The organism is Pontixanthobacter aestiaquae (genome assembly GCF_009827455.1).
Taxonomy (GTDB): Bacteria; Pseudomonadota; Alphaproteobacteria; order Sphingomonadales; family Sphingomonadaceae; genus Pontixanthobacter; species Pontixanthobacter aestiaquae.
In genome coordinates, this window is the sequence record NZ_WTYZ01000001.1 from 760,160 (window position 1) to 784,851 (window position 24,692).

At 57.4% G+C, this 24,692-nt stretch carries 28 protein-coding genes; 17 read left to right on the forward strand and 11 right to left on the reverse strand.

All coding sequences use genetic code 11. From position 1 onward, the window contains the following. Positions 1-2: 2 nt before the first annotated feature. Entirely contained in the window at positions 3-1,550 is a 1,548-nt protein-coding gene (locus GRI35_RS03500; protein WP_160612894.1) for a replicative DNA helicase, read from the reverse strand. A 183-nt stretch (positions 1,551-1,733) separates the two neighbouring features. Between GRI35_RS03500 and GRI35_RS03505 the strand changes: the two genes are divergently transcribed. The 4 genes from GRI35_RS03505 to GRI35_RS03520 all read left to right on the forward strand — a co-directional run bounded on the left by GRI35_RS03505 (position 1,734) and on the right by GRI35_RS03520 (position 4,491). Further along, a complete protein-coding gene (locus GRI35_RS03505; RefSeq protein WP_160612895.1) occupies positions 1,734-2,216 on the forward strand; it encodes a UPF0262 family protein in 483 nt (160 codons plus the stop codon). Between the two features lie 8 nt (positions 2,217-2,224). Continuing rightward, positions 2,225-2,929 carry a glycoside hydrolase family 25 protein gene (locus GRI35_RS03510; RefSeq protein WP_160612896.1) on the forward strand — a complete coding sequence of 235 codons (705 nt, stop codon included), beginning with the start codon at positions 2,225-2,227 and terminating at the stop codon, positions 2,927-2,929. 126 nt (positions 2,930-3,055) lie between these two features. Further along, positions 3,056-3,472, forward strand: a complete 417-nt coding sequence (locus GRI35_RS03515; protein ID WP_160612897.1) for a cytidine deaminase — start codon at positions 3,056-3,058, stop codon at positions 3,470-3,472. Next, on the forward strand, positions 3,469-4,491 hold the full coding sequence (locus tag GRI35_RS03520) for a S66 peptidase family protein (RefSeq protein ID WP_160612898.1): 1,023 nt from the start codon (positions 3,469-3,471) through the stop codon (positions 4,489-4,491). The genes GRI35_RS03515 and GRI35_RS03520 overlap by 4 nt, the downstream gene beginning before the upstream one ends. A gap of 14 nt (positions 4,492-4,505) precedes the next feature. Here GRI35_RS03520 and GRI35_RS03525 read toward each other — a convergent pair whose 3' ends face one another. From GRI35_RS03525 to GRI35_RS03535, 3 genes are read right to left on the reverse strand one after another with little or no spacing between them, the layout of a single operon-like run. Continuing rightward, complete coding sequence (locus GRI35_RS03525; RefSeq protein WP_160612899.1) at positions 4,506-5,357, reverse strand: energy transducer TonB; 852 nt, start codon at positions 5,355-5,357, stop codon at positions 4,506-4,508. A 15-nt stretch (positions 5,358-5,372) separates the two neighbouring features. Further along, complete coding sequence (locus GRI35_RS03530; RefSeq protein ID WP_160612900.1) at positions 5,373-6,506, reverse strand: M14 family metallopeptidase; 1,134 nt, start codon at positions 6,504-6,506, stop codon at positions 5,373-5,375. Further along, positions 6,503-7,111 (reverse strand): DUF4136 domain-containing protein, encoded by a 609-nt coding sequence (locus GRI35_RS03535; RefSeq protein WP_160612901.1) that lies wholly within the window; start codon positions 7,109-7,111, stop codon positions 6,503-6,505. Before GRI35_RS03535 ends, GRI35_RS03530 begins: the two co-directional genes overlap by 4 nt. Before the next feature lie 143 nt (positions 7,112-7,254). Here GRI35_RS03535 and galE point away from each other — a divergent pair, with 143 nt between their 5' ends. From galE to GRI35_RS03550, 3 genes are all read left to right on the forward strand, one after another. After that, positions 7,255-8,265 (forward strand): UDP-glucose 4-epimerase GalE, encoded by a 1,011-nt coding sequence (galE, locus tag GRI35_RS03540; protein WP_160612902.1) that lies wholly within the window; start codon positions 7,255-7,257, stop codon positions 8,263-8,265. 126 nt (positions 8,266-8,391) lie between these two features. Next, complete coding sequence (gene ykgO, locus GRI35_RS03545) at positions 8,392-8,517, forward strand: type B 50S ribosomal protein L36 (protein WP_007165381.1); 126 nt, start codon at positions 8,392-8,394, stop codon at positions 8,515-8,517. A gap of 184 nt (positions 8,518-8,701) precedes the next feature. Further along, complete coding sequence (locus GRI35_RS03550) at positions 8,702-9,256, forward strand: HAD family hydrolase (RefSeq protein ID WP_235900253.1); 555 nt, start codon at positions 8,702-8,704, stop codon at positions 9,254-9,256. Positions 9,257-9,346: 90 nt separating this feature from the next. Here GRI35_RS03550 and GRI35_RS03555 read toward each other — a convergent pair whose 3' ends face one another. After that, positions 9,347-9,706 (reverse strand): CC_3452 family protein, encoded by a 360-nt coding sequence (locus tag GRI35_RS03555; protein ID WP_235900124.1) that lies wholly within the window; start codon positions 9,704-9,706, stop codon positions 9,347-9,349. 173 nt (positions 9,707-9,879) lie between these two features. Here GRI35_RS03555 and GRI35_RS03560 point away from each other — a divergent pair, with 173 nt between their 5' ends. After that, on the forward strand, positions 9,880-10,434 hold the full coding sequence (locus GRI35_RS03560; RefSeq protein WP_160612904.1) for a winged helix-turn-helix transcriptional regulator: 555 nt from the start codon (positions 9,880-9,882) through the stop codon (positions 10,432-10,434). A gap of 2 nt (positions 10,435-10,436) precedes the next feature. Here GRI35_RS03560 and GRI35_RS03565 read toward each other — a convergent pair whose 3' ends face one another. From GRI35_RS03565 to GRI35_RS03575, 3 genes are read right to left on the reverse strand one after another with little or no spacing between them, the layout of a single operon-like run. Further along, complete coding sequence (locus tag GRI35_RS03565; protein ID WP_160612905.1) at positions 10,437-11,147, reverse strand: Crp/Fnr family transcriptional regulator; 711 nt, start codon at positions 11,145-11,147, stop codon at positions 10,437-10,439. A gap of 24 nt (positions 11,148-11,171) precedes the next feature. Further along, on the reverse strand, positions 11,172-11,618 hold the full coding sequence (locus GRI35_RS03570; protein ID WP_160612906.1) for a GtrA family protein: 447 nt from the start codon (positions 11,616-11,618) through the stop codon (positions 11,172-11,174). 5 nt (positions 11,619-11,623) lie between these two features. Further along, complete coding sequence (locus GRI35_RS03575) at positions 11,624-12,337, reverse strand: ferritin-like domain-containing protein (protein WP_235900125.1); 714 nt, start codon at positions 12,335-12,337, stop codon at positions 11,624-11,626. A gap of 344 nt (positions 12,338-12,681) precedes the next feature. On the opposite strand from GRI35_RS03575, the gene yaaA reads away from it, so the two are divergent. Then, positions 12,682-13,467 carry a peroxide stress protein YaaA gene (gene yaaA / locus GRI35_RS03580; protein WP_160612907.1) on the forward strand — a complete coding sequence of 262 codons (786 nt, stop codon included), beginning with the start codon at positions 12,682-12,684 and terminating at the stop codon, positions 13,465-13,467. Between the two features lie 23 nt (positions 13,468-13,490). Here yaaA and GRI35_RS03585 read toward each other — a convergent pair whose 3' ends face one another. Next, a complete protein-coding gene (locus tag GRI35_RS03585) occupies positions 13,491-14,345 on the reverse strand; it encodes a hypothetical protein (RefSeq protein WP_160612908.1) in 855 nt (284 codons plus the stop codon). Beyond that, a complete protein-coding gene (locus GRI35_RS03590) occupies positions 14,345-15,853 on the reverse strand; it encodes a YifB family Mg chelatase-like AAA ATPase (protein WP_160614736.1) in 1,509 nt (502 codons plus the stop codon). Before GRI35_RS03590 ends, GRI35_RS03585 begins: the two co-directional genes overlap by 1 nt. A 143-nt stretch (positions 15,854-15,996) precedes the next feature. Between GRI35_RS03590 and GRI35_RS03595 the strand changes: the two genes are divergently transcribed. The 8 genes from GRI35_RS03595 to GRI35_RS03630 all read left to right on the forward strand — a co-directional run bounded on the left by GRI35_RS03595 (position 15,997) and on the right by GRI35_RS03630 (position 23,418). Further along, a complete protein-coding gene (locus GRI35_RS03595) occupies positions 15,997-18,303 on the forward strand; it encodes a CRTAC1 family protein (RefSeq protein WP_160612909.1) in 2,307 nt (768 codons plus the stop codon). A 159-nt stretch (positions 18,304-18,462) separates the two neighbouring features. Beyond that, positions 18,463-19,242: an alpha/beta hydrolase gene (locus GRI35_RS03600; protein WP_202390498.1), complete on the forward strand. Its 780-nt coding sequence runs from the start codon at positions 18,463-18,465 to the stop codon at positions 19,240-19,242. A gap of 65 nt (positions 19,243-19,307) precedes the next feature. Continuing rightward, positions 19,308-19,442: a 50S ribosomal protein L34 gene (rpmH, locus tag GRI35_RS03605; protein WP_067784371.1), complete on the forward strand. Its 135-nt coding sequence runs from the start codon at positions 19,308-19,310 to the stop codon at positions 19,440-19,442. A gap of 321 nt (positions 19,443-19,763) precedes the next feature. Continuing rightward, the gene (gene rnpA, locus GRI35_RS03610; protein ID WP_290258948.1) at positions 19,764-20,165 is read left to right on the forward strand and encodes a ribonuclease P protein component; all 402 of its coding nucleotides are present in this window, start codon (positions 19,764-19,766) and stop codon (positions 20,163-20,165) included. A gap of 64 nt (positions 20,166-20,229) precedes the next feature. Then, a complete protein-coding gene (gene yidD, locus GRI35_RS03615; protein ID WP_160612910.1) occupies positions 20,230-20,439 on the forward strand; it encodes a membrane protein insertion efficiency factor YidD in 210 nt (69 codons plus the stop codon). Positions 20,440-20,500: 61 nt separating this feature from the next. Continuing rightward, positions 20,501-22,285 (forward strand): membrane protein insertase YidC, encoded by a 1,785-nt coding sequence (gene yidC, locus GRI35_RS03620; RefSeq protein ID WP_160612911.1) that lies wholly within the window; start codon positions 20,501-20,503, stop codon positions 22,283-22,285. Beyond that, the gene (yihA, locus tag GRI35_RS03625; protein WP_160612912.1) at positions 22,285-22,962 is read left to right on the forward strand and encodes a ribosome biogenesis GTP-binding protein YihA/YsxC; all 678 of its coding nucleotides are present in this window, start codon (positions 22,285-22,287) and stop codon (positions 22,960-22,962) included. The genes yidC and yihA overlap by 1 nt, the downstream gene beginning before the upstream one ends. A gap of 102 nt (positions 22,963-23,064) precedes the next feature. After that, complete coding sequence (locus tag GRI35_RS03630) at positions 23,065-23,418, forward strand: thiol-disulfide oxidoreductase DCC family protein (RefSeq protein ID WP_160612913.1); 354 nt, start codon at positions 23,065-23,067, stop codon at positions 23,416-23,418. A 16-nt stretch (positions 23,419-23,434) separates the two neighbouring features. Here GRI35_RS03630 and GRI35_RS03635 read toward each other — a convergent pair whose 3' ends face one another. Then, positions 23,435-24,625, reverse strand: a complete 1,191-nt coding sequence (locus GRI35_RS03635; RefSeq protein WP_160612914.1) for an acyl-CoA dehydrogenase family protein — start codon at positions 24,623-24,625, stop codon at positions 23,435-23,437. Positions 24,626-24,692: the final 67 nt, after the last annotated feature.

Consider the following 24,692-nt stretch of genomic DNA (forward strand, 5'->3'; position numbering starts at 1 on the left):
GATCAGTCGATAGAGCTGTCATAATTGGCCCGCGGATCATCATCGGCAAGGTCAGAGAACTTGGTGATACGTGCCTCGAATTTCATCCGGACTTTACCGGTCGAACCGTGACGCTGCTTGGCGACAACCAGCTCGGCCAGGCCGAATACGCTTTCCATCTCGGCCACCCATGCTGCGTGGGCTTCGTGCGTTTTGGGATCATCGCTTTCCATCGGGCGTTTGGGTTCTTTGGAAGCGACGTAATAATCCTCGCGATAGACGAACCATACCATATCCGCGTCCTGCTCGATCGAGCCCGATTCGCGCAGATCGGATAGCATCGGCGTTTTGTCCTCACGCTGCTCCACCGCACGGCTGAGCTGCGAGAGCGCGATCACTGGAACTTCAAGCTCCTTGGCCAGCGTTTTGAGGCCGCGGCTGATTTCGGAAATTTCGTTCACGCGGTTGTCGTTTGCACGGCCCGATCCCTGGAGAAGCTGGAGATAATCGACCACGATCAAGCCGATGCCATGCTTGCGCTTGAGCCGGCGGGCGCGGGTTCTCAGTGCCGCAATGGTCAGTGCCGGCGTGTCGTCGATATAAAGCGGCAGTTCTGCCAGCCGCTGACTGGCAAAGCTGAGCCGCTGGAAATCATCGCGGCTGATTTTACCCATCCGCAATGCTTCTGATGAAATGCCGGCCTGTTCGGACAGGATACGCGTAGCGAGCTGGTCCGCACTCATCTCCAAGCTGAAGAAGGCTACGCCCGCACCGACCGATTCCTCGATATCGATCCCGTCGGCCTGGTCGCGCAGATATCGATCCGCGCAATTAAAGGCGATATTGGTGACGAGCGAGGTTTTCCCCATGCCCGGACGGCCTGCCAGAATGATTAAATCCGAATCGTGCAAACCGCCGATTTTCTGGTTGATACTGGTGAGACCCGTTGTCTTACCTGAAATGTTGCCGCCCGAATTGATCGCCATCTCGATCATACCCAGCGCTTTTTGCGACGCGGAGCTGAAGCTGGATGCTTCGCTTTGACCGGCAGCGCCCTCGGCCACTTTGAAAAGCGATGCCTCGGCCTGTTCGATTTGCTGCATCGGGGCGACATCTTCGGATGTGTCGAGTGCGCCTTCGACCAAAGTTCGCCCTACGGTCACCAATTCGCGCAGCAGTGCGAGATCATAAATCTGTTCGGCCAATTCGCGCGGGGCGAGCAGGCCTTGGCCATCCGCCGTCAATTTGGCGAGATAGGTAATCCCGCCCAATTCCTTCAGCGCTTCGTCAGCCTCGAAATAAGGTTTGAGCGTGACCGGCGTAACCACCGCATTGCGATCCTGCAGTGTCAAAATCCGGTCATAGACGCGCTGGTGCACCGGTTCGAAGAAATGCTCGGGCCGAATCGGTGTGGGCAGTTCCTCGATCACCCGGTTATCGATCAATACGGCACCCAGAAACGCCGCTTCTGCCTCGATATTTGCAGGCAAAGTGCGGCCTGCGGGCAGATCGCCCTTCGCCTCGGGGGTGGTTACATCATCGGGGCGGACCAGGAGATCATCTTCGGACATGACATCTTAATGCGGCGATCAAGGCGATGCGTAAAGCCGGTTTGCGAACAAGCGCAGGGACAGCTTTGTGGAAACAGCGATATTTATTTTGGTTACCAAAAAGAAGCGGAAGGCCCGCTTTCGCAAGAATGACCAAACGGGCGCTTGCCACTGCCCCCGCATATCTGCGAAGGCGGCTTTGTAATGCCTGATTTTCGTATCGCCCATATTGCGCTGGATGAAGACACGATTCTGTGGCGCAATGCCGATGTCGAACAGGAACGGCGGGTGGCAATCTTCGATCTGATCGAGGAAAACACATTCAAGCCGGTACGCTTGGCGCAGAAAGGCCATGAGGGTCCGTACCATTTGAAACTGGCAGTGCAGGATGGACGGCTGGCGATGGCGATTGCACAGCCTGATGAAGAAGTGCTCGAGACGCTGATTCTCGGCCTTGCGCGGTTCCGCCGCCCGATCCGCGAATATTTTGCGATCTGCGACAGTTATTATCAGGCGATCCGCAAGGCGACACCGGCGGAGATCGAAACCATCGATATGGCGCGCCGCGGGGTGCATAATGGCGCCGCCGAGCTACTGCTTGAGCGGCTGGAGGGCAAAGTTGAAACCGATTTCGCCACCGCTCGCCGGCTGTTCACGCTGATCTGCGTGCTTCACATCAAAGGCTGAGCAGAGCGATGGCACGTAGGAAAAGCCCGGCACGCAAATGGGCTTGGCGCATTTTCGGCATGCTGGTGCTGGCTGCGCTGGCTGTTGGCGCGTGGTTCTGGTGGGAGAACCAGCATTGGACTCCACATGAAGCAGCTTACCCGGATCAAGGCGTTCTGATCGCGCAAGACAATGGTCTGGTGAACTTCCGCACACTCGCCGCATTGGGCGCGAATTTTGCCTATCTGGAATCCAGTATCGGCAATGACGGACAGGACAGCCGTTTTGCCGGTAACTTCGCCAATGCGCGCGAAGCGGGCTTGGAAGTGGGCGCAGTCCATCTGTTTGACCCGTGCGTTTTGGCGGACGGACAATCGGCCAATTTCGTCACCATGGTCCCGCGCGAAGACGGACTGATGCCGCCAGTCATCGCGCTGGATCGCACTGCTGAAAATTGCGAGAAGCGGGTCAGCGATGCGGCGGTTGAAAGCGAGCTGATGACGCTGATCAACCAGATCGAAAACCATACCGGCAAGCCCGCAATCCTGAAAGTTACACCGCAATTCGAAGAGGCCTATGCCATCTCGGCGCGGCTCGAGCGGAACTTGTGGGCTAATCGTACGCGTTTCGCGCCGACCTACACCACACGGCCATGGCTGCTTTGGTCGGCCAATGAGCAATTGCGCAGCGAAGCAGCGGATGAACCGATCGAATGGGTAGTGGTACAGCCTTGAGCTAGCGATCAAGCGGAGGCGGTAAAATCCGCTCACGCTGAGCGTGTCGAAGCATCGCACTTCCTTTCTGCGGCGTTTCGGTAGTAAGGGCGGCCCTTCGACAAGCTCAGGGCGAACGGAGTTGATATGGAAGACCAAGAATTGATCGCCGCTGCCCGCAAGGCTGCCGAGCATTCCTATTCGCCCTATTCGGACTTTGCGGTCGGCGCAGCGTTGCGCTTCTCCGACGGCAGCGTTGTCACGGGCACCAATATCGAGAATGCCAGCTACGGCTTGGCGCTCTGCGCAGAGACCGTCGCTGTGTCCAAAGCGATGGCTGAGGGCAGACGCGGCGGTTTGGAAGCGGTCGCTGTCACCGGGCCGCTGGACAAGGGCGGCGACGCGCCGATCACCCCCTGCGGAAGGTGCCGTCAGGTGCTCAATGAACTGGCGCAATTGGGAAACACCGATCCCGAAATACTATGTGTTGGCCCGAAACACGTGAAACGGGTTAAGCTCTCGGTACTGTTGCCCGAGGCGTTTGGACCAGCCAGCCTCGAATGACCGGGCGCCGTCAGGTGCTGGCCGGAATGGCAGCGGCGATGGCGGCAGGTATCGCGCCAGTGCCCGCTTTTGGCCGCCGGCAGACCAAACCTCCTCGCCTGCGCAGCGGCGATAGGGTCGGGCTGATTGCTCCGGCGAGCGCCGTTTCCACGCGGCAGATTGATATCGCGCAGCAGACGATAGGCGGTATGGGGCTGGTGCCCCGGCTTGGACAAAATGTGGCGGGCGTCGACGGCTATCTCGCCGGAACCGACGCAGAGCGCGCCGCCGATATCAATGCGATGTTCGTCGATCCGTCAATTCGCGCGGTGTTTGCGATCTCGGGCGGGTGGGGCTGTGCCCGGGTGCTGCCGCTGCTCGACTGGGACACGATCCGTGCCAATCCGAAACTGTTGGTCGGCTATAGCGATATCACCGCGCTGCACTGCGCTTTTGCTGCGCGTGCTGGTTTCCCGACCATGCACGCGCCCAATGCGGCCAATAGCTGGCAGTCGCTCAGCTGGAACAATTTCTGGTGGATGGCTTTCGCCGGTATCCGGCCTGTTCTGGGCGGCGCGGAGGATGAGGCGCTCACCGGACGCAACGGCCGGACGCTTCAAGGCGGGAAAGCGCAGGGCCGATTGATCGGCGGCAATCTGACCGTGATATCGACGCTGATGGGTACACCGTGGATGCCCGATCTGAAGGGGGCGATCCTGTTTCTGGAGGATGTCGCCGAAGAGCCCTACCGGATCGACCGGATGCTCCAGCAACTGCGCTTGGCCGGTGTGCTAGAGAAGCTGGGCGGCGTCATTTTCGGCCAATGCACCCGCTGCTCTGCACCGCGCGAGGGCGACCGAGTGCTTGGTTTCACTTTGGATGAAGTGGTGGACCATCATTTGGGACCGCTCGGCATACCCGCCTTCGCCGGTGCCAATATCGGCCATATCCAGGGCCAGCTCAGCGTACCGGTGGGCGCGGTGGTGGAACTTGATGCGGTTGCGCGAACGATAAGGGCGGTTGAGGCAGTGGTGGCCTAGCCGATCTGGACTGATTATTCAGGAATCTGCCAGCGAACGGTTGAGGAATACAAGCCAGCAACGGCGTTCCCTTCCTCGTCGCGTGCCGGATACATGCGCGCTCTTCGCCTGACTAACTGGCATGTTTTGCGGTCGATTTCCTGATATCCGGAACTACTGGTCACTTCGCATTTTTCGGCTAAACCATAGCGGTTGATCGATAACATAAAGCTGACGGTGCCCTGCATTCCCTCATTGATCCACCGCACACGATAATCGTCATTTGTTACCCACATGCCTCGATAGTTTCGAGGAGACGGATCGCTGGGAGGACCTGCGTAAGGATCTGGGCGTGCATCGAGAAGCCGCTTCCCGACCCGCGCAATGCACTCATCCAGTTCGGCGGTTTCGTAAGTCAGGCCGCCAACGGGAAGAATTCTCAGTTCCTGGCCATCGCGCAGAATTGTAAATGCCGCATCATCTGGGAGGCTGCCTGATGACAGGCGCTCTTCTCCCAACGCATTCATCAAGATGGTTATACCGGCTTTGGGGGTACTGTCGTCGCCGCTCGGGAACACGAAACCGGTGCCGATAGCGGCGGTTTCGCCGGCAAAGCGTATCGCGACATTGTTAGAATATTCGACCTTCTCGGCTACCGGCCAATCGATGCGGAGCCAAATGCCTCCCACCACGTCATCGTGATATGATCGTGATGTTTGTACCTCAATCGGAACTGCGCTGGTAATTGTGCGCGTGGCCTTGCACCCCAAATCGCCCTCTGTGACCGACCACGCCTCAATGTCACCGTCTGTCTCCTGCGCCTGCGCATAGGCGAAGGGCGTTGGCGCTACCGCTGCGACGAATAGGCTGGAGAGAGCGAGTTTCATGCGGACAGGGCGTGCTTACCTGTCCAGCCATTCCAGCAGCGCGGCGAGACAATCGCGGCCCAAAACTTTGCAGCGTTCGGGGGACCAGTTCTGCTCCGGATCGGGCAGGTCGTCATTGTCTTTATAGGGCATTTCCAGCGTCATCGCAGGGCATTGGAACCGGTGCGCGACCTGCGTGGTACACATCGTCAGATTGGCCTCGCCGGGTTTGGCTTTCGGATAGCCTTTCTCGGTCTGGAAATCGGGTGTGCGCCGCTCGAGGATCGCTTCGTAACTGGCGAAACCTTCATAATGTTCGTCGGTCAGGCCGGGGATGCCTTCATAGCCCGCCAGGAACACCGCGGGGATCGCTTCGTCACCATGGACATCCATCGCGAAATCGACGCCGGTTTCGTCCATCTTGTTGCGGATCGCGAGCACTTCGGGGGAACGCTCTGCCGTCGGGGTTTCCCATTCGCGGTTGAGGTTCGCTCCGCACGCATTGGTGCGCAAATGGCCGCGGCGTGATCCATCGGGGTTACAGTTGGGGACCACATGGAACGTGCAGCGCTGCCGCAATGCGCGCGCCACAGAATCGGTCGGATCGGTCAGGCATTCCAGCGCGCCTTCCATCCACCATTCGGCTTGCGTTTCACCGGGGTGCTGGCGTCCGGTGAGCCAGATCTGTTTTTCGCCTTCGCCGAACGTCAGATAGTCGACCGGCTGGCCGTCCAGTGTTTCGCCGATGCGCTCATAGGATACGCCTTCACTAGCGGCGCATTCAGCGATCAGATCGTGATGCCGCTCCATCGAATAGGGCGCGAAATAGGCAAACCACGCGATATCGCTGGTTGGGGTGTAGCGGATGGTCAGCACACCTTCGCCTTCGTCCATCTGAAAAGTTGTCGGTGCAGTGCCCCAATATTCGCGGTCTTCGCTGACACGCGCCTGATAGCTTGGCCAACCCAGCACGAATGCCGAGTTGTTGAGCTGGTCGATTTTCAATTCCACTTCGCGGCCAGCCATGCCGGTGACGCGGAAATGGAACCACTGCTTAAACTCGGATTCGTTGTCCTTGCGGATCGCCAATCGCGCGGATGCGCCGTCGACCGACAGGACTTCGATATTGCCGCTGTCAAAATCGGCATCGATCTGGATGTTGGAACTCAATTGTTGACCCTTACTTCTACGGTTTCACCATTATTGCCGGGAAATTCGCTAAACAGCGCATCGGCAACCACCGAAGCGTTCGCGCTGCTATCCGCAAATTCTGAATTATCACTTACCGAAATCGATGCGCGACCTTCCCAAATTACGTCGCTGGAGGCTGCGTCGCGGATCATTACACCCAGATCGGTGCCGATCATCTCGCGCTGCCCGCCGCCTAGATTGATGCCGATGCCAAGCCCCACGCCCGAGCCATAGGTTCCTGTCGAGCCGCCTCCGCCAACTGTTACCGGGCTGCGGCGTTGGGCAGGCTCGCTAATGAAGCGCTCCACCCGCACTTGGGCGATCTGGGAGGCTTCGGCGCGCGGAACTTCGCGGTAACCAAGCTCTGCCAGTTCGGCAGCGATAGCGGCTTTATAAGGGGCAAGTTCTTGCGGATCGGCCTCTACGCCTGGCGCGTCCTCGACGAAGATGGTGCCATTGCCCAATTGCGCGATGGCCGCGCTTTGGTGGAAGCGCGTGATCTCTACCGGGCTGACGCGCGGGCCGGACATGCATCCTGCCAGCGTTCCGGCGAGTGCCAGAATTGCGAATGTCTTGATTTTCATGGCTGCTTCCTCCTTTGGAAAGGCACAGCGATCAAACGGTTGCGGTTGCCTAACGTTCCGGAGCTGATTGTGCCAGAAATAGTTTCACGTAATACTATTACCGCGTTAACCACTCTGATGCGCATTAATGCTAGCGGGGCTCTATGAGTGATATCAGCAAACCCAGCGTTTTGGTGACCGGTGGTGCCGGCTATATTGGCAGCCACGCCGTGCTTGCTTTGCGCGATACAGGCTGGCCGGTCGCGGTGATCGACAATCTGACAACCGGCTTCACATTCGCGGTGCCCGATGATGTGCCTTTATATGAGGGCGATATCGAAGATGGCGAATTGCTCGCGCGGATTTTTGCGGAGCAAGGCACCAAAGCCATTATGCATTTTGCCGGATCGATCATTGTGCCTGAATCGGTCGAAAATCCGATGAAGTATTATCACAACAACACCGCCAAAAGCCGCGCGTTGATCGAGGCTGCGGTGAAGGCAGGCGTTCCGCATTTCATTTTCAGCTCGACGGCAGCGACGTATGGCGTGCCGGAGGTGGAGGCGGTCACCGAAGATACGCCTCAGCGCCCGATTAATCCCTATGGCTGGTCGAAGCTGATGACCGAGCAAATGTTGTCGGACACTGCCTTTGCGCATGATTTTAACTTCTGCGCTTTGCGCTATTTCAATGTTGCTGGCGCCGATCCTCAGGCGCGCAGCGGGCAGTCGACTGCTGGCGCGACGCATCTGATCAAAGTCGCAGTCGAAGCGGCTTTGGGCAAACGCGAGCATGTTGCGGTGTTCGGCACAGATTATGATACGCCCGATGGCACCGGCGTGCGCGATTATATTCATGTGTCCGATCTGGCCGCCGCGCATGTGCTGGCGCTGGAGGCCTTGATGGAGCAGCCATCTCGCTCGCTGACGATGAATTGCGGCTATGGTAGCGGTTTTTCAGTGCTCGATGTGCTCGATGCCGTTGACCGCGTCACGAACCGGACAATTGAGCGCCGGATGGAACCGCGCCGCGCGGGTGACCCGGGATCGCTTATTTCCGATCCCTCGCGCATTCGTTCCACCGTGCCGTGGGAGCCAAAGCACGCCAATCTCGATGAGATTATCGGCCATGCGCTGCAATGGGAGCGTAAATTGGGCGAGATCCGGGGTGAGTGAGGCGCGGATAGCCTTACCCTTCGGGCGCGAATCGCTTGACTTACGCCTGACACGCCCTTAGGCGCGCAGCTTGAAATTCCGGCATCGGGGACTACCTCCGGTGCCCTTATTTTTGGAAACCAGACAATGAAAATCCGCAACAGCCTCAAGTCGCTGAAAAACCGTCACCGCGATTGCCGCGTTATTCGCCGCCGTGGCCGGACCTATGTAATCAACAAGACCAACCGCCGCTTCAAAGCCCGCCAAGGGTAATTGGCCTGCTAAGCAGGATTGGTCGATCATGCTGCGGCATGGTCGTGAGACAGAACCGGCCCGCCTCCTGATCGGAGTGCGGGCCGTTCCTGTTTGCGCCTTACCAAAGATTGGAAAACCAGAAGTGAACCAGCAGCCGACCACCGCCGTATTCGATGTCGGGCGCGTTATTGTGCAGTGGGATATGCGGCTGCTGTTCGCAAAACTGATCCACGATGCAGAGGAACTGGACTGGTTTCTTGCCAATGTCGTTACGGAAGAATGGCATATGGAGCATGATTCGGGCCGCCCGATTGCCGCTATGGTGGCAGAGCGGATCGCTTTGTTTCCAGACTATGCGGAACAGATTTCCGCCTATCATCGGCGCTTTCTCGAAACGATCCCGGCGCGGGTTCCCGGTACGGTGGAACTGGTCGAACGCCTGCATTCCCGCAATGTCCCGCTATTTGCCATCACCAATTTCGGGACAGATTTTTGGGCGGAATATCGGCCCACCGAACCGGCGTTCGATCTGTTCATCGATATCGTGGTGTCCGGCCATGAGCGGATGGTAAAGCCCGATCCTGCGATTTTCCATCTGGCGGAGAAGCGCTTTGGCCGGCCAGCCTCCGCGATGCTGTTTATCGATGACAATGCGGCTAACATCGCCGCGGCCCACCAGCTGGGCTGGCACACGCATCATTTTACCGATGCCGCAAGGTTGGAGGCGGAACTGACCACGCGGGGCCTTATAGCGTAGAAAAAGGGCCCCCGAAACGCATTCGGAGGCCCGTAAAGTTCACCCTTTCTGGAGAGGAGAGGGTGGGGGATGAGGGGTTCAGTTCGGCAATCAGCTATTGCACTTGGCCAGCTTTTCGTCCGCCAGCGCTTTATCCTTGGCGGTGAAGGAAGTGATTTCGCCCATTTCGTTGGAAAGGCGCTTGCAGACATTGACCGGACGCGAATTGCTCTTTTTCGCGCGGCAAGTGGTGTCCTTACAATACCAGACAACGCCGCGAATTATTGTGCGCGCTTCCTTTGCTGGGGTCGACAATTCCGCCGTGTAATATGTGCTGGCCGTGCGTGCTTCGGCGGCTGCCGGAGCCAGCGTCGCGCCGAATGTCAGCACGGTATATAGCATCGCCATTGCGATGGCGCCGGTGTTGCGGAGAAAAGCTGAAGAGATGGAAGTGGAGAGGGGGAGGGTCATCTGTCTAATCCTTGGTTTGAGGTGGTGGTCAATCTCAAGTCATCCAGTTGCAATATGCAACCAGTTGCGAATCAGTACCTAGTTATATAGATTGCAAATTGCAACTAAAAACTTAGTTTGAGTTTTGCGGTTGGGGAATTTGCCGCTAGACAGTTGGCATCGAGAGGAAATTTATGGGCGATCTTAGAGAACCGCTGAAGGAATTGAACGAGTGCGGGCTACCCGAAGCACTGGAAGTGATGGGCGAGCGGTGGTCATTCATGATCCTGCGCGCCAGCTTTAACGGGCTGCACCATTTCGAAGAGTTCCTGAACGAGCTCGGCATCGCGCGGAACATTCTGTCCAATCGCCTCAGCAAGCTGGTCGAACATGACATCCTCAACCGCGAACCATGCGCAGATGACAAGCGCCGGATCGAATATCGCCTCACCCCCAAGGGTTTCGATCTTCTCCCCGCGATGCTCGCGCTGCGCCAATGGGGTCAGAAATATGGCGTTGAAGTGGCCGAGAATCCCGTACTGGTCGATGAAGTCGATCGCCAGCCTATAGGCCCCGTTTCGATCATTGCGCATGACGGACGGATTCTCGATCATACCGATCTGTGGCTGACCGAGCGTGAAAATGTTGGCACCCGCGCAGATGGTTCAAAATCGACCCGGGCTCCCGCGCTGGAGCGTGGCGATAGGGTGCATTCAGCAGACGGCCCCAAACTCGCCGCTAATGGCTGACGCTATTCGCTGCTGAGCAGGGCTGCCGGTTCTTTGGCGGCTGGCATCGCATCGTCAGGGCGGTAGCTGGCGCTTAGCTTCTTCGCCAAGTCGCGGGTTAGAAGCGCGTTGAGCGCATTTCCTAGGTTGGGCTTCTTCTTGCTCAGCTTACGCAGCGTATCAGTGTTCCATTCGACATATTCGACGCCAACCGGTGCTACTGTGGTAGCGGTCGTGTCGCGCTTCAGAACATAAGCAATCTCGCCCACGAAGTTACCTTCCGGCAGGCGGAATTGCCGGCCTGCCTTGTCGACCGAAATAATTCCGCGAAAGACATAGAAGAGCGAACGCGAGGGTTCAGCCTCGCGCGTCAGAGTGGTCCCATCCTTGCCCGACGAGACTTTCCATTCGGCAACTTTGAGAACGTGGCGGAACTGGCCGGGCGTCAGTGTTTCAAACGCATCGAACAGCTCTTTTTCATCGGGGCTGAGCCGGAATGTCGTGCGCTCCAGAAGGATCTGCCCGAGCACGATCAGATTGGCAAAAATCATGATAACACTTGCGATAATCGCTTCCCACAGGGGCGGGTCGGGGAACAGATAGTAATAGAGGATATACAGGATGGTGCCTGCGATCACCGTCAGGCGCAGCGCCAGTTCCTCTCGGATAAGGAATGCGATGATATAAAGCGCGGACCCGCCCTGGATCAGCAAGGATGGATCGATATTGTCCAAGAACGCCCCCGCTTCCTCGTCCGGCTATACGCGCCGGAAATTCCACACCGCATTGAGCACAAACATGGTCAGCCCCGCAATCACAGAAACCAGAATTCGCGCCACATAAAGGTTGATCGGCGTATATTCGCGCAGCAGCGCCATCGCCCCCATAGTGATGAGCAGACCTATGATCCCGTTGATCAGGAACAGTAACCAGCCCGTCGTCACTGCGCGGTCGGTACCTTTGAAAATCCATGTCCGCCCGAGGATGTAATGCAGTGTATTGGGAATCACAAAGCTGATGCCTGTCGCCACAATTTCATTCATCGCAAACTGTTCGACCAGCAGCCACAAAACCGTCAGCCCGACCAGAAACGCCCCGGTACTAACGACGGTGTTACGCGCCAGCATCCAGCCGACCCGCGGCTTGAACAGGCGATAGAGAAGTGGCGGCTTACGCGTGTGCCCCGCCAAAAAGGGTGGCTCCATCGGGGTCAGGCCAATCCGGCTTCGGCCAAAGTCGGTTCGGGCAACCGGGGGCGGCGCGAATACCGGTCCGGATTTTCCTCTGCATCGTCGGCCCAGTCGGTGCGCCGTTTTGACAAGGGATTGAGGAACAGCAGCGGCAGTTTGATGAACAGCAATTCCGAATGGATCAGCCCGTCCACCGCGCGTTCCCACCATTTCGGCTCGCGTTTGGCATGATCGCGCAGCCATCCGTCATAAGGTGTCCAATGGCTCGGTTCGTCCTTCTTGATGATCTGGAAAATCTTCACCAGCGCCGGGTCCGATTTGACGAAACGGTTGCCGAGCAGAATCTCGACCTGCTTATAGCCGCGTTTTTCAGTCAGCGAGATCACCCGGCACATCCGCTCGAACAGCTCGTCACGGTCGATCACTTCCTGCGTGTCAAGATTGTCGATGGAGCGGCCGAACATGATCTCGATAAAGCGGTCGATATGACCAAACATCCGCCCGACCGAGAGCGGACGTGTGCCGCGCAGTTCGAACCAGCGTTTGAACATGACATAATGCTTGCGCTCATCCGCGCGGTGCTGCTCGATCGCGGCGATCAGCGCGGTATCGTCCGGAGAACGCACCCGCACCGCATCCAGCACGCGGTCAATCGCGGTATATCCGCGATGCTCATTATAGATGTATATCGACCCGAGCAGATCGAGATATCTGCGGCCGAACCATTGGATCATAATGCTCTCCTATGGTGAGTGTACTGCCATTTGGCGCCTATCGGCAAATTAAAGTTAGGCGCCTTCCGGTTGTCGTTATTGTCATTCTAACACTTTGTGTTAAAACGCCTTTCCATAACTATCGGGGAGAGAAAATATGCGTGGCATTATCGGGACCGTAATTACCGTTGTAATCATTGTGATCGTCCTGCGGGTGATGGGCGTCATTTAGCGCAATTGTTTGCCTGCGTTTTGCGTAGGCAGCAGCGCCCTTGGCAGGGTAAAACAGCGGCGCGGTGGCTTGCCATTCGCGCCGCTACGCTGTTTCGGTACCCTCTATCGATTCCTGAAGATTGCGAACACATATGCTGACACTCCTCTCCCCTGCCAAGAAGCTGAATTTCGACCCGCTCGAAACCGGGCTTGAGATAACCAGCCCGCGCCTGACCGACGATATGCGCGAGATTGCCACCGTCGCGAAAAAGCAATCGGCGGCGGATTTGAAACGCCTGATGAAAATATCCGACAATCTCGCAGAGCTGAATGCAGAACGGTTCAAAGCCTTCGATCTGGACGGGCGGAGCAATTCGGCCAAGCCTGCGGGGCTCACTTTCGATGGCGATGTCTATTGGGGCTTGGAGGCGAAGAGCATGGGCGATGAAACGCTCGCCTATGCGCAGGACCATTTGAGGATTTTGTCGGGCCTATATGGTCTGCTGCGCCCGATGGATGCGATCCAGCCTTACCGCCTCGAAATGGGCACCAAGATGAAAAACCCGCGCGGCACATCGCTTTATGATTTTTGGGGCAGCACGATTGCGGAGACTCTGGATGGCGATCTGGATGGCCATGATGACCAGACCATTGTGAATCTGGCGTCGGATGAATATTTCAAAGCGGTAGACCGCGATACCCTATCCGCTCCTGTCATCACCGCTGACTTCCTGAATGTGAAAGACGGTGAAGCGCGCAAACTGATGTATCACGTCAAATTCGCCCGCGGCCTGATGGCGCGCTGGATCATGGACAACCGTGTCGACCGTGCGGAGGGCCTGAAAGACTTCGACGCCGAGGGTTACAAGTACGACGCGAAGGCTTCGAGCGAGACTGAACTGGTGTTTTCGAGGAAGCAGCCGCCGGTTAAGGGGTGAGGCTACATTTCGTATGGCTGTTCTTATTGAGGGCCAACAGGACCAGCTAATTTGTCGATCATTTCATCAGTTTTATCGCAAGTCTTAAGCTGCTGCTCGAGAGCAGATATATAGTGGCGTGTCTTCCGTCGACCGCGCGTATTTTCTTCTGGTACAGCGTCAATCAAACGCGCGATCATCGTTTTTAGATTTTGTCTAACTCGATCATTATTTCGTTTCTCTTTCTGCGGGTCGAATTGCGGCATTCCAAGACCGCCAATCATGAAAGAATGCGACAGGCGCTTGAATGGATATAGAGCCGCGACAGTTCCATCGCTCTCGACCATCCTCCCAAACATCTCCTTTACACATGTGTCTTCTTGGTCGTTTACATACTTTAGAACGCTCGGATCCACCTCGACAAAGGGCGTTCCTTTCTCATCTGCTTCGATTTTGAAGGCGGTTACCACTCCCTCCTTGCTATATGCCTCTTGGTAGCCAGTCCCAATCACGAGGTTTCCGTGATGGACAATATTTCCTCTCGTTATGTAGCCCCGCATGAGTATCCCTTTGGTAAGGAGTGTAATTACTGCTCCCCAACAATGATTGATCAGGTTTATTAGTCCTGCGGGAGAGATCTCTGATGAAACGATCGCGCAATCGGAAATTTGCGTAACTTCAAAATCTAGGCCTTGGTTTAGTCGCGGACTTGTTGGACAAATCTTTGGCCCAGACTTTCTGATGAAATCAATATTTGCTCGATGTTCAAGTTCCGATAAAATTTCTTGAATCTCATTGACTGATAGCCCTTCTCCTTTTTCAGATTGCTCGATCATATCCTTGAATCCAAGGATATCGATAAAACCAATAAACTTATCCTCGTATTCTAAGTGTGCCATTACGCCCTCGGTGCCTGTCTTCGATAACTTAGCGCCTCGGCGACATGGATGCGGCCCACATTCTCCGCCCCCGCCAAATCCGCAACGGTCCGCGCTACTCTCAGCATTCGCGTATAGGCGCGGGCGGACAGGCGCATGGCTTCGGCGGCTTGCATCAGGAGTTTGCGGCCATGTTTGTCGGGGGTGGCGAATTTTTCCAATGCATCGCCGTCCAATTCGGCGTTGGTTCTTGCTCCGGTTTCTTCGCAGCGCGCGGTCTGGATCGCGCGGGCTTGGGCTACTCTGGCGGCGACCTGCTTGCTGCCCTCTGCGGGTGGCGGCAGGGCCAAGTCCATCGCGCTGACGGGATCGACGTCGACATGTAGATCAATCCGATCGAGCATCGGCCCGCTGACTTTGCTTTGGTAGTCGGCAGCGCATTTGGGCGCGCGGCTGCAAGCCAGTGCCGGATCGCCCAGATGTCCGCAGCGGCACGGGTTCATCGCCGCGATCAGCTGGACCCGGGCGGGGAAGCTGACATGCGCATTCGCCCGTGCGACATCGACTTTGCCCGTCTCCAGCGGTTGCCTGAGCGAGTCGAGTACGGCGCGTTGGAACTCTGGGAGTTCATCAAGAAACAGTACGCCTAAATGCGCGAGACTGACTTCTCCCGGCTTCACTTTCAGCCCGCCACCGGTCAGCGCGGCCATGCTGGCGGAATGATGCGGCGCGCGGAATGGACGCGCGCGGCTGATCCGCCCGCATTCGAGCGTTCCCGAAATTGACTGAACCATCGACACTTCCAGCGCTTCCGAGGGCGTAAGCTCTGGCAGAATTCCCGGCAGGCACGAGGCAAGCAGGCTTTTCCCAGCGCCAGGCGGACCGTTCATCAGCAGATTGTGCCCGCCTGCCGCGGCGATTTCCAAAGCGCGTTTGGCGGTTTCCTGCCCTTTGACCATTTTCAGATCAGGTCCGTGATCAGGCTTTTCTATTTTACCGCGCTCGGGCTCGGAAAGCTGCGATGTGCCTTTCAAATGGTTGAGCAGGCTGACCAGATCGGGCGCGGCGCAGACGGGAATACCGCTGGCCCAGCGTGCCTCTGCGCCTTGCGATGCCGGGCACATCAGGCCCGCTTCCTGCTCGCTTGCATGAAGCGCGGCGAGCAAGACGCCTGGCGATTCGACCACGCGGCCATCGAGCGCCAATTCGCCCACCGCGATCCAGTCTCCCAATTGCTCGGCATCGGTCACGCCCATCACCGCCAGCAGTGCCAGCGCGATCGGCAGATCGTAATGCGACCCCTCTTTGGGCAGATCGGCGGGGGAGAGGTTGATCGTGATCCGCTTGGGCGGCAACGCCAGACCCATGGAGGAGAGCGCAGCGCGCACCCGCTCCTTGCTTTCGGCAACCGCCTTATCCGCCAATCCGACCACGTTGAATTTGGGAAGCCCCGGCGCCAGCGAGCATTGCACCTCCACCGCACGCGCTTCCAGCCCCAGATAAGCGACCGTCCTGACCAATGCGACCACGCGCATTACCCCCTCATTAGACTGGTCCTCACCGCCGCATGGTGTGGCGGGTTAATTGCGCCTTGTCGAGAGTGCGGGGCAGCATTTCCTAGCCATTGCAAGGATTTCGATTTAACCAACCATTGAAGGAGCACGGGCCGGATATGATCAAGAAAGCTGCGATTGCTGTGTGTGTGCTGGGCCTGATCGCGCTCGGCTTTGCAGTGAATGATCTGCGCACGGATCCGAAATTCCGCGGTACTTTGGCCGAGCATGTTGCGGGAATCGAACCGCAGCCGGGCACCGAGGGTATGATCGCGATGATCGCCGAAGTGAATGACCACCGCGACGGGTCGGTAATCGGCGGCTGGTACGGATCGCTGGCACGCCAGCGCGGCATCTGGAATGGTGTCGGCAATGAGGCCGAGGCCCGCAGAATTCTCAAAACAGCCACCCGTTATTTGAGCGCGGGAGATACCGAAGATGCGCTCGAACTGTTCCATATGATCGAGAATGAGGCGGAGACTGCCGCGCTCTCGCCCGAGCTAAAGGCCGAGTTGGAAGAATGGATTGCGCTTTCCTATCTGCGGCTGGGCGAGCAGCAGAACTGTTTCTTCAACCCGCATGCTTCGGCCTGCATTATCCCGTTTGATCCCGAAGTGATCCACAAGCTGCGCGAGGGATCGACCAAGGCGATTGAATATTACGAAGGCAAAATCCTGCCGCGCGATCCGGATAATTTTGGCGCGAAATGGCTGCTTAACATCGCTTACATGACGCTGGGCGAATATCCCGCGGGGGTGCCGGAAGAGCATCTGATCCCGATGCCCGGTCTGGTCGAAGATTATGACGGGCCGACCTTTGCCAATGTCGCCGACTTTGCGGGAGTCGACGATATGAACCTGTCGGGCGCGGCAGTGGTCGATGATTTCGACAATGACGGCCTGCTCGATTTGTTTACGACAGAGTGGCAGAAAGACGGCTTGATCCATTTGTATCTGCGCAACGAAGACGGAACTTTCCGCGAAGCGACCGAGGCGGCGGGATTGGCAGGCCTCTCAGGCGGCCTCAATGCGATCCATGCCGATTTCGATAATGACGGGTTTGCCGATATCTACGTGATGCGCGGTGCGTGGAACGGAATGTTCGGATTGGTACCCAATTCGCTGCTCAAGAATAATGGCGATGGCACGTTCCGCGACGTGACGGTTGAGGCGGGATTGCTTGAGTTTGAACCGACCATCACTTCCGCCTTTGCCGATCTCGACAATGATGGCTGGCTCGATCTGGTAGTGGCCAATGAACGGCAAAGCAGAGCGCGTCCGCATGGCGTGATCCGCATATTTATGAATGACCAAAAAGGTGGTTTCGCGGCTTTGCCCGATGAGCAGAGCTTTGCGCTGGCGTGCAGCCCCAAAGGTGTGACGGTCGGCGATTATGATGCCGACACTGCGCCCGATATTTATGTGTCCTGCCAGAAAGAACGCAATATGTTGATGCGCAATCTGGCGGCAGATAATGGCGGGATGGTCGCGTTCGAGGACAAGGCTGAGGAGGCCGGTGTCGCGCAGCCGCTGTTCAGCTTCTCCACTTGGTTTTTCGACTACGATAATGACGGGCTGCAGGACCTGTTCGTGGCCAATTACGACTATACCGAGCAAACGGGTTCGGCCGAGGCAATGGGCCGCGTCTTTGCTGGAGTTGAAGGCGAATATACGCGCCCGGCTCTCTATCGCAATCTGGGGGGTGGCCGTTTTGAAGATGTCACCGCTCAGGCCGGTCTGGATGCGCCCAGTTATACGATGGGCTCGAACTTTGGCGATTTCGATAATGATGGCTGGCTAGATATGTATTGGGGTACGGGCGCGCCGCCCTATGATGCAGTCTATCCCAACACTGCGTTGCTCAATCAGAGCGGCAAAGGCTTTTTGGATATCACTGCGTCTTCGGGGCTTGGTCATATCCAGAAAGGGCACGGCATTGCCTTTGCTGATTTCGACCAGGACGGAGACGAGGACATCTTTGCGCAAATGGGCGGCGCGCAGTCGGGCGATACATTCCAGAATGCGCTGTTCGAGAACCGGCTTCAGAATCGGGCCGATGCGAACAATTGGATCAAGCTGAAGCTCGAAGGCAAGCGAAGCAATCGCAGCGCAATCGGTGCGCGCATCCGGGTTGATGTGGTCATGGCGGATGGCAGCAAGCGCTCGCTTTACCGGACGGTCAATACCGGCAGCAGCTTCGGCAGCAGTCCCTTGGTGCGGCATATCGGCCTGGGCAAGGCTGAGAGTGTTTCCCGCGTAATTGTCGAATGGCCGACTTCTGGCATAACCCAACCTCTTACAGGCTTCGATCTGAATTCGGCATACCGGATTGTGGAAGGACGGACTGCTTTTGAGAAAGTCCCAATCGATCTGCGTCGTTTCACCCGTGCCGAAAAACCCAAGATGCACGATCACAGCGCGATGTAAGCCCAAAACTCTCGCGAAGTTTTCTGTTTGGTAACCCGATTGAAACCCTAAACCTTCGTAATTGTCCAACAAGCTGTCCTGTAACGATACGGAATGCGCATCGTTATTGCCCTTTTCTTCGCTCTTGCAGCCCTTCTCGCCGGACCCGTGTCCGCGCGAGTGTCTGGGCAGGTGTTGTCGGTCGAGACATATGTTGAAGAATGGAGCGAGGCAGAGCAGAAATGGGTGCGCGTAGTAGAAGGTGCGGATCGCTTCGCAGCGGCGTTACCCAAACGCGCCGCGCAATCCGATGCGATTGCCGCTTACGGCCCCTTCCGAGCGATTGACCAGCATAACGCAGAATTGGTCGGCGTTACCGATCGCGCTTCGCCGACAGATTTCGCAGCGCTTCTTGCCGACTTCCCGGGGATCAAGACATTGAAGCTGGTTGAAGCGCCGGGCACCGATGATGACCTCGCTAATATGAAACTTGGGCGGCTGATCCGCGCGGCAGGTATCGAAACGCATGTACCCCACGGCGGTTCGGTCCGTTCGGGCGCGGTCGAGCTGTTCCTCGCAGGTGCGAATCGCCGGATCGACGATGGCGCAGAGTTTGCAGTGCATTCATGGATCGACGCCCATGGCCGCCAGCCGCAGGATTTTGCAATGGATGCCGCCCCGAACCGCATGTATCTCGACTATTACCGCGAAATGGGCATGAGTGCGGACGAAGCGGTCAAGTTCTACGCGATGACCAATTCGGTCGGCTATTCGGACGCTAAGTGGCTGACAGCGCAGGATATGCGCGGCTGGATTGGTCAGGAAAAGGCGATCCCAGCTACACTTGCAGGGACAACTGTGAAACCCGGATTCGTTTTAGCGGCCGCGACTGAAAATCGCTACCAAGTGAAGGCAGAACCCAAGATTGCGTATCTTGACTTAGACGCGCTCCTCCCTTAATTGCGCGCTCCATACAGGCGGTCGCCTTTCCGGGCGGCCCTTTTTTATTTGATCTAGGTGTTCTCATGAAGCGTACTTTTCAGCCCAGCAATCTCGTGCGTGCCCGTCGTCACGGTTTCTTCGCGCGCAAGAAAACTGTCGGTGGCCGCAAAGTCCTCCGCGCTCGCCGCGCACGCGGTCGGAAAAAACTCAGCGCTTAATTTGTTTTAGCCGAGCTTCGCTCGGCCCCTCAGTCGCCGGGCGGAATGCATCCGCATTCCTTGGCTACCTTGGATAAGCTCGGGCGGCCGGTCGGCCTTGCGGTTCACTAGTCGTGAACCGGAATAGCACTAATCAGATATGGCCGGGAATGGTTCGGTCGGCGACTAGCCGACCGCAAGCGCGACCGCGCGTCGCCCGGTAGGGCGGAAGCCTAAGCGAGCGGATGCGAGCGCCGGCGCCTGAGGCTAAACAAATAAGCGCCCGGCGCTTGAGGGACTAAAACAAAAGACTCTCTCTCCTCTTGGCGCTATCCCTCTACCGTGACCGAAACGCTTCCCTCCAAACCCACCGTGATTTCCCAACGACGCGATTTCCTCGCGGCGAACGCTGGTATTCGCGTTGCGCGGCCCGGTTTTGTTTTGTTGGCTCGTCCGAATGGAGGGCTGGGCAAGCGCTACGGCATCACTGTTACCAAGCGAATCGGCAATGCGGTGGTCCGCAACCGGATGAAACGCCGGTTTCGCGAATTGCTGTGGGATGCACTGCCGGACATGGGACTTCCCGATCATGATCACATTCTGATTGGCCGTGATCGCGGGGTCGAGCGCGATTTCGACACTCTCAAGACCGAACTGCATGCCGCGCTGAAGCGCGCTTCCGAAGGCAAAACCGATCCGCCCAGAAAGCATGGGAGCGGGCCTCGCAAGGGCAATCGTCGCTGATTGCAGGTGTATTATGCTGGCAATTCACCTCATAATGCCTATCTGAGCTCCAGAGAAATCGAACGTGAAAACCATCTTCATCTGGATTGCCCGTGCTTGGCAGCTTGGTCCTTCGCGGATTTTGCCGCCGACATGCCGGTTTGCTCCGTCATGTAGCGAATATGCGATTCAGGCGCTTGGCAAGTATGGCGCAATCAAGGGTGGATGGTTGGCGCTTAAGCGTATATTGCGCTGCCACCCTTGGGGGGGACATGGCCATGATCCGGTACCTTGAACCGGAAATCGGCGGCGTCCTTCATCCATGATCAAACAGACTAAACAGGCGGAATTCAATTTTGGATAATCAGCGTAATCTTCTGCTCGCGGTGGTGCTTTGCGGCCTTATGCTTGTCGGCTGGGAAGCGGGTATGAGCTATTTCTACCCCGACCGGAATGTCACCCCGACGGAAGAGGTTGTTGCGACGGCGCCTGACGGTACTGCCGTTTCAGCGCCTGCCACAACCGTTGCCGGATCGACCGATCTGGGCGACTCCGCCGCCCCCGTTGCCGCGCAGCCCGTTGATCTGGACAGCGCGCTGAACGCCGGTGAACGTATTACTATCGATTCGCCCGAAGTCCTCGGCACGATCAACACGGTCGGCGCACGGCTTGACGACATCACTCTGAAAACGCACCGGCAGACGGTTGATAAAGACAGCGACAATGTCCGCATTTTCTCGCCCAAAGGCACGGACGAGCAACATTACGCGCGCTTCGGCTGGCTCGGTGAAGGCGTCAACGTACCGCAGGCCGACACCCTATGGCAGGCGTCTGGCGGCACTTTGACGCAGGATAACCCCGTCACATTGCGCCACGACAATGGCGAAGGGCAGCTGTTCACAATCGAGTTCGCGATTGACGAGCATTACATGATCACCGCCAAGCAAACGGTGGCAAACACTGGCGCGGGTCCGATTGTTGTACGCCCCTATGGCCTGATCGACCGGACCAGCAGCAGCGCCAGCGACGATCTGTTCAATGTGCACTCCGGCCCGATTGGCAATTTCGGCGACGCAGTGCAGTTTGGTCCGGACTATGACGATCTCGCTGAGGACTCGAATGAAGGCAAGACCGAAGGCCGTGTCCACTGGATCGGCTTCACCGACGTTTACTGGCTGTCTGCGCTGATCCCTGCAGAAGGCAGCGATACCGACGCGACGTTCCGGTCGCAGGGCAATGATATTTTCCGCGCGGACATGTTCTATCAGCCGTTTACAGTCGCGCCAGGCACTCAGGTGGCACGCACCACGCAATTATTTGCGGGCGCCAAGGAAACCGCGGTTCTCGATGCCTATGAGGATGCCGGAGTCGATAAGTTCGGCAAGTCGGTCGATTGGGGCTGGTTCGAGATTATCGCATGGCCGATCTGGTGGCTGCTGACGCATCTGTTCGCGCTGGTCGGCAATTTCGGCCTCGCGATTATCGGCCTGACCGTGCTGATCCGTCTGGTGCTGTTCCCCATCGCGCAGAAACAATTCGCATCGATGGCAGCGATGAAGGCGATCCAGCCTAAGATGAAGGCGATCCAGGAACGCTACAAAGACGACAAGCAAAAGCAGCAGCAAGAGATTATGGCGCTGTATAAGAAGGAGAAGGTCAATCCGCTCGCGGGCTGCCTGCCTATCCTGATCCAGATTCCGATCTTCTTCGCGCTGTATAAGGTTCTGATACTGGCGATTGAAATGCGTCATCAGCCCTTCGTGCTGTGGCTCAAGGATCTGTCCGCTCCCGATCCGGCGACTATCCTGAACCTGTTCGGCTATCTGCCGTTTGAAGTTCCCAGCCTTCTGGCGATTGGCCCGCTCGCGATTCTGCTGGGTGTCACCATGTGGCTGACGTTCAAAATGAACCCGACCGCGATGGACCCGATCCAGCAGCAAATCTTCAACATCATGCCGTGGATGCTGATGTTTGTGATGGCGCCGTTCGCGGCTGGACTGCTGCTGTACTGGGTTACCAACAATGTGCTGACGCTGGCGCAGCAGACCTATCTCTATTCGAAGCACCCGCAATTGAGGGCTGCGGCTGAGAAAGAGAAGGCTGACAAAGCGGCGGCGGCTGCGCGTGAAGTGAAAGAGTAATGAAGGCCCTCAGCCCCGAAGAGCTTGAAGCACAAGAGGAAGCCGAGCGGATCGAGCTGGCCAAACGTGCGTCCAGGCTGTTCTCGGGCCGGGTCGACTTTCTGCTTTCCGCGCCGCAACTGAAATTTCTGCCCGAACCAACGGTCCCGGAAATCGCCTTTTGCGGGCGCTCCAATGTCGGCAAGTCGAGCCTGCTCAACGCGATTACGGGCCGCAAAGCCATCGCACGCGCTTCGGTAACGCCCGGCCGGACGCAGGAGCTCAATATCTTCGAAGTCGGTGACCCCACGCTGTTCCGGCTGGTCGATATGCCGGGTTACGGCTTTGCCAAGGCCCCACTCAAAGTGGTCGAGCAGTGGAAGAAGCTGATCAAGACCTATCTGCGCGGGCGGCAAGTGCTCAACCGCACACTGATGTTGGTCGATGCGCGCCATGGCCTCAAAGATGTCGATCGCGAGATGATGACGATGCTCGACGAAGCCGCCGTCAGCTACCGCGTGGTTTTGACCAAAGCCGACAAGATCAAAGCCAGCGCGCTCGATGCCGTGACCGCGAAGGTCGCCGAAGAAGCGGCAAAGCATGTCGCCGCGTTTCCGGAGATGCACGTAACCAGCTCCGAAAAGGGCATGGGCATCGAGGCACTGCGAGCGGCGGTGCTCGGGGATGCCGCGGTCTAGCGCCGCATGGATCGACGATAGGCGATCAAGCTTCCCGTTTGATTTTCTTCTAAACACATCGCGCTGGAAACAATTCGTGCTTCAGCCGTTTTTCCCGCAATCATGACAAAGAGCGTAACAGTTTGGTTTGATGGCGGTTGCCCGCTTTGCATCAGGGAAATCAGCCTGATGAAGAGGCTGGACCGGAAAGGTGCCATCGATTTCGTGGATGTGTCGGGAGCTGCGCCACGCGCATGCCCTATCGACAGGGCGGCCTTGCTAAAACGCTTTCACGCAAGCGAGAATGGCGAGCTGCTGTCAGGAGCCGAAGCATTTGGAGCCATGTGGCGCGCTATACCGCTTTTGAGGCCGCTTGGCTTGCTTGCCCGAAACCGCTCAGTGCTCTGGTTGCTGAACTTCTTTTACGATCAGTTCTTGAAAGTCAGGCCGCAAATTCAGCGTTGGGCAGGCAAGTAGCGCCGCCCAGCATCCGTCATAATCCCAACACCCGTTTCGCGATGATATTGCGCTGAATTTCGTTGGTACCACCGTAAATGCTCTGTGCCCTTGCGCCGAGATAGCTTGCAACACCTGGCGCGGCGAAGGCAGACTGGCCGGTCCATTCGGGGCTGACGCTGTCGCCGAATTTCCGCATGCCGTGCTCAGCAGCGGCAACCACGAACAGGCCGGTGATTTCCTGCGCCAATTCGGTCGCCATGATTTTCAGGATCGACGCTTCATTGCCTGGCGATCCGCCATCCTTGACTGAGCATAGCACTCTCAAAGTCGTGATCTCTAGCGCATCGACCTTGATCTCCGCCGCGCTTAGGCGGGAAGCGAAGGTGATGTCTTCAATCAAGCGCTGGTTGCCGCCGGTCGGTATTTCTGATGCGATGGCTCTGATATTGGCGAGCTGGCTGCGCTTACCGCCGATGCGGGCATAGGATGTGCGTTCGTTACCCAGCAGATATTGCGAATACGTCCAGCCTTTGCCTTCCTCGCCAATGCGGTTGGTGACCGGTACGCGTACATCCTCGAAATCGCATTGGCTCAGATGGTATTTGCCATCGATGGAGATGATCGGCTTCACCGTCACACCCGGCTGATCCAGCTCCGCGCAGATGAACGTGATGCCCATCTGCTTTTTCGCTTCTTGCGAAGTGCGCGTCAGCAGGAAAATCCAGTCGGCATGGTTCGCGGCGGAGGTCCAGATTTTCGTGCCATTGAGCACATATTCATCGCCATCGCGCACTGCGGAGAATTGCAGCGAGGCAAGGTCTGATCCCGCTTCCGGTTCGCTATAGCCCTGTGCCCATCCGACAGAGCCGTCGGCGATGCCCGGCAACCACTGCGCCTGCTGTTCTTCAGTGCCGAACGTATAGACCACCGGCCCGACATAGACGACGCCCATCGGGGTAACCGTGGGCGCGCCCGCGCGCTCCAGTTCCTCGTCGAAAATATATTGTTCTTCGATTCCCCAACCCGGGCCGCCATGTTCCTTCGGCCATGCGCTGGCGAGCCAACCTTTAGCGCCCAGCGCCATTTCGGCTTTGCGCACTTCGGGTGTGGTCAGGCTGGCACCCGCAGCGACTTTCGCCAGAATATCCTTGGGATAGTCTTTCGCGAAGAACGACCGAACCTCCTCGCGAAACTCTTGCAGCTTTGGGTCAACATCGAGGTTCATAGCGTCAGTCCAATGGAGGTTAGGCAATGCACTCTAGCCTAAGGGTGTCAGGGCGCAAACACAGAGT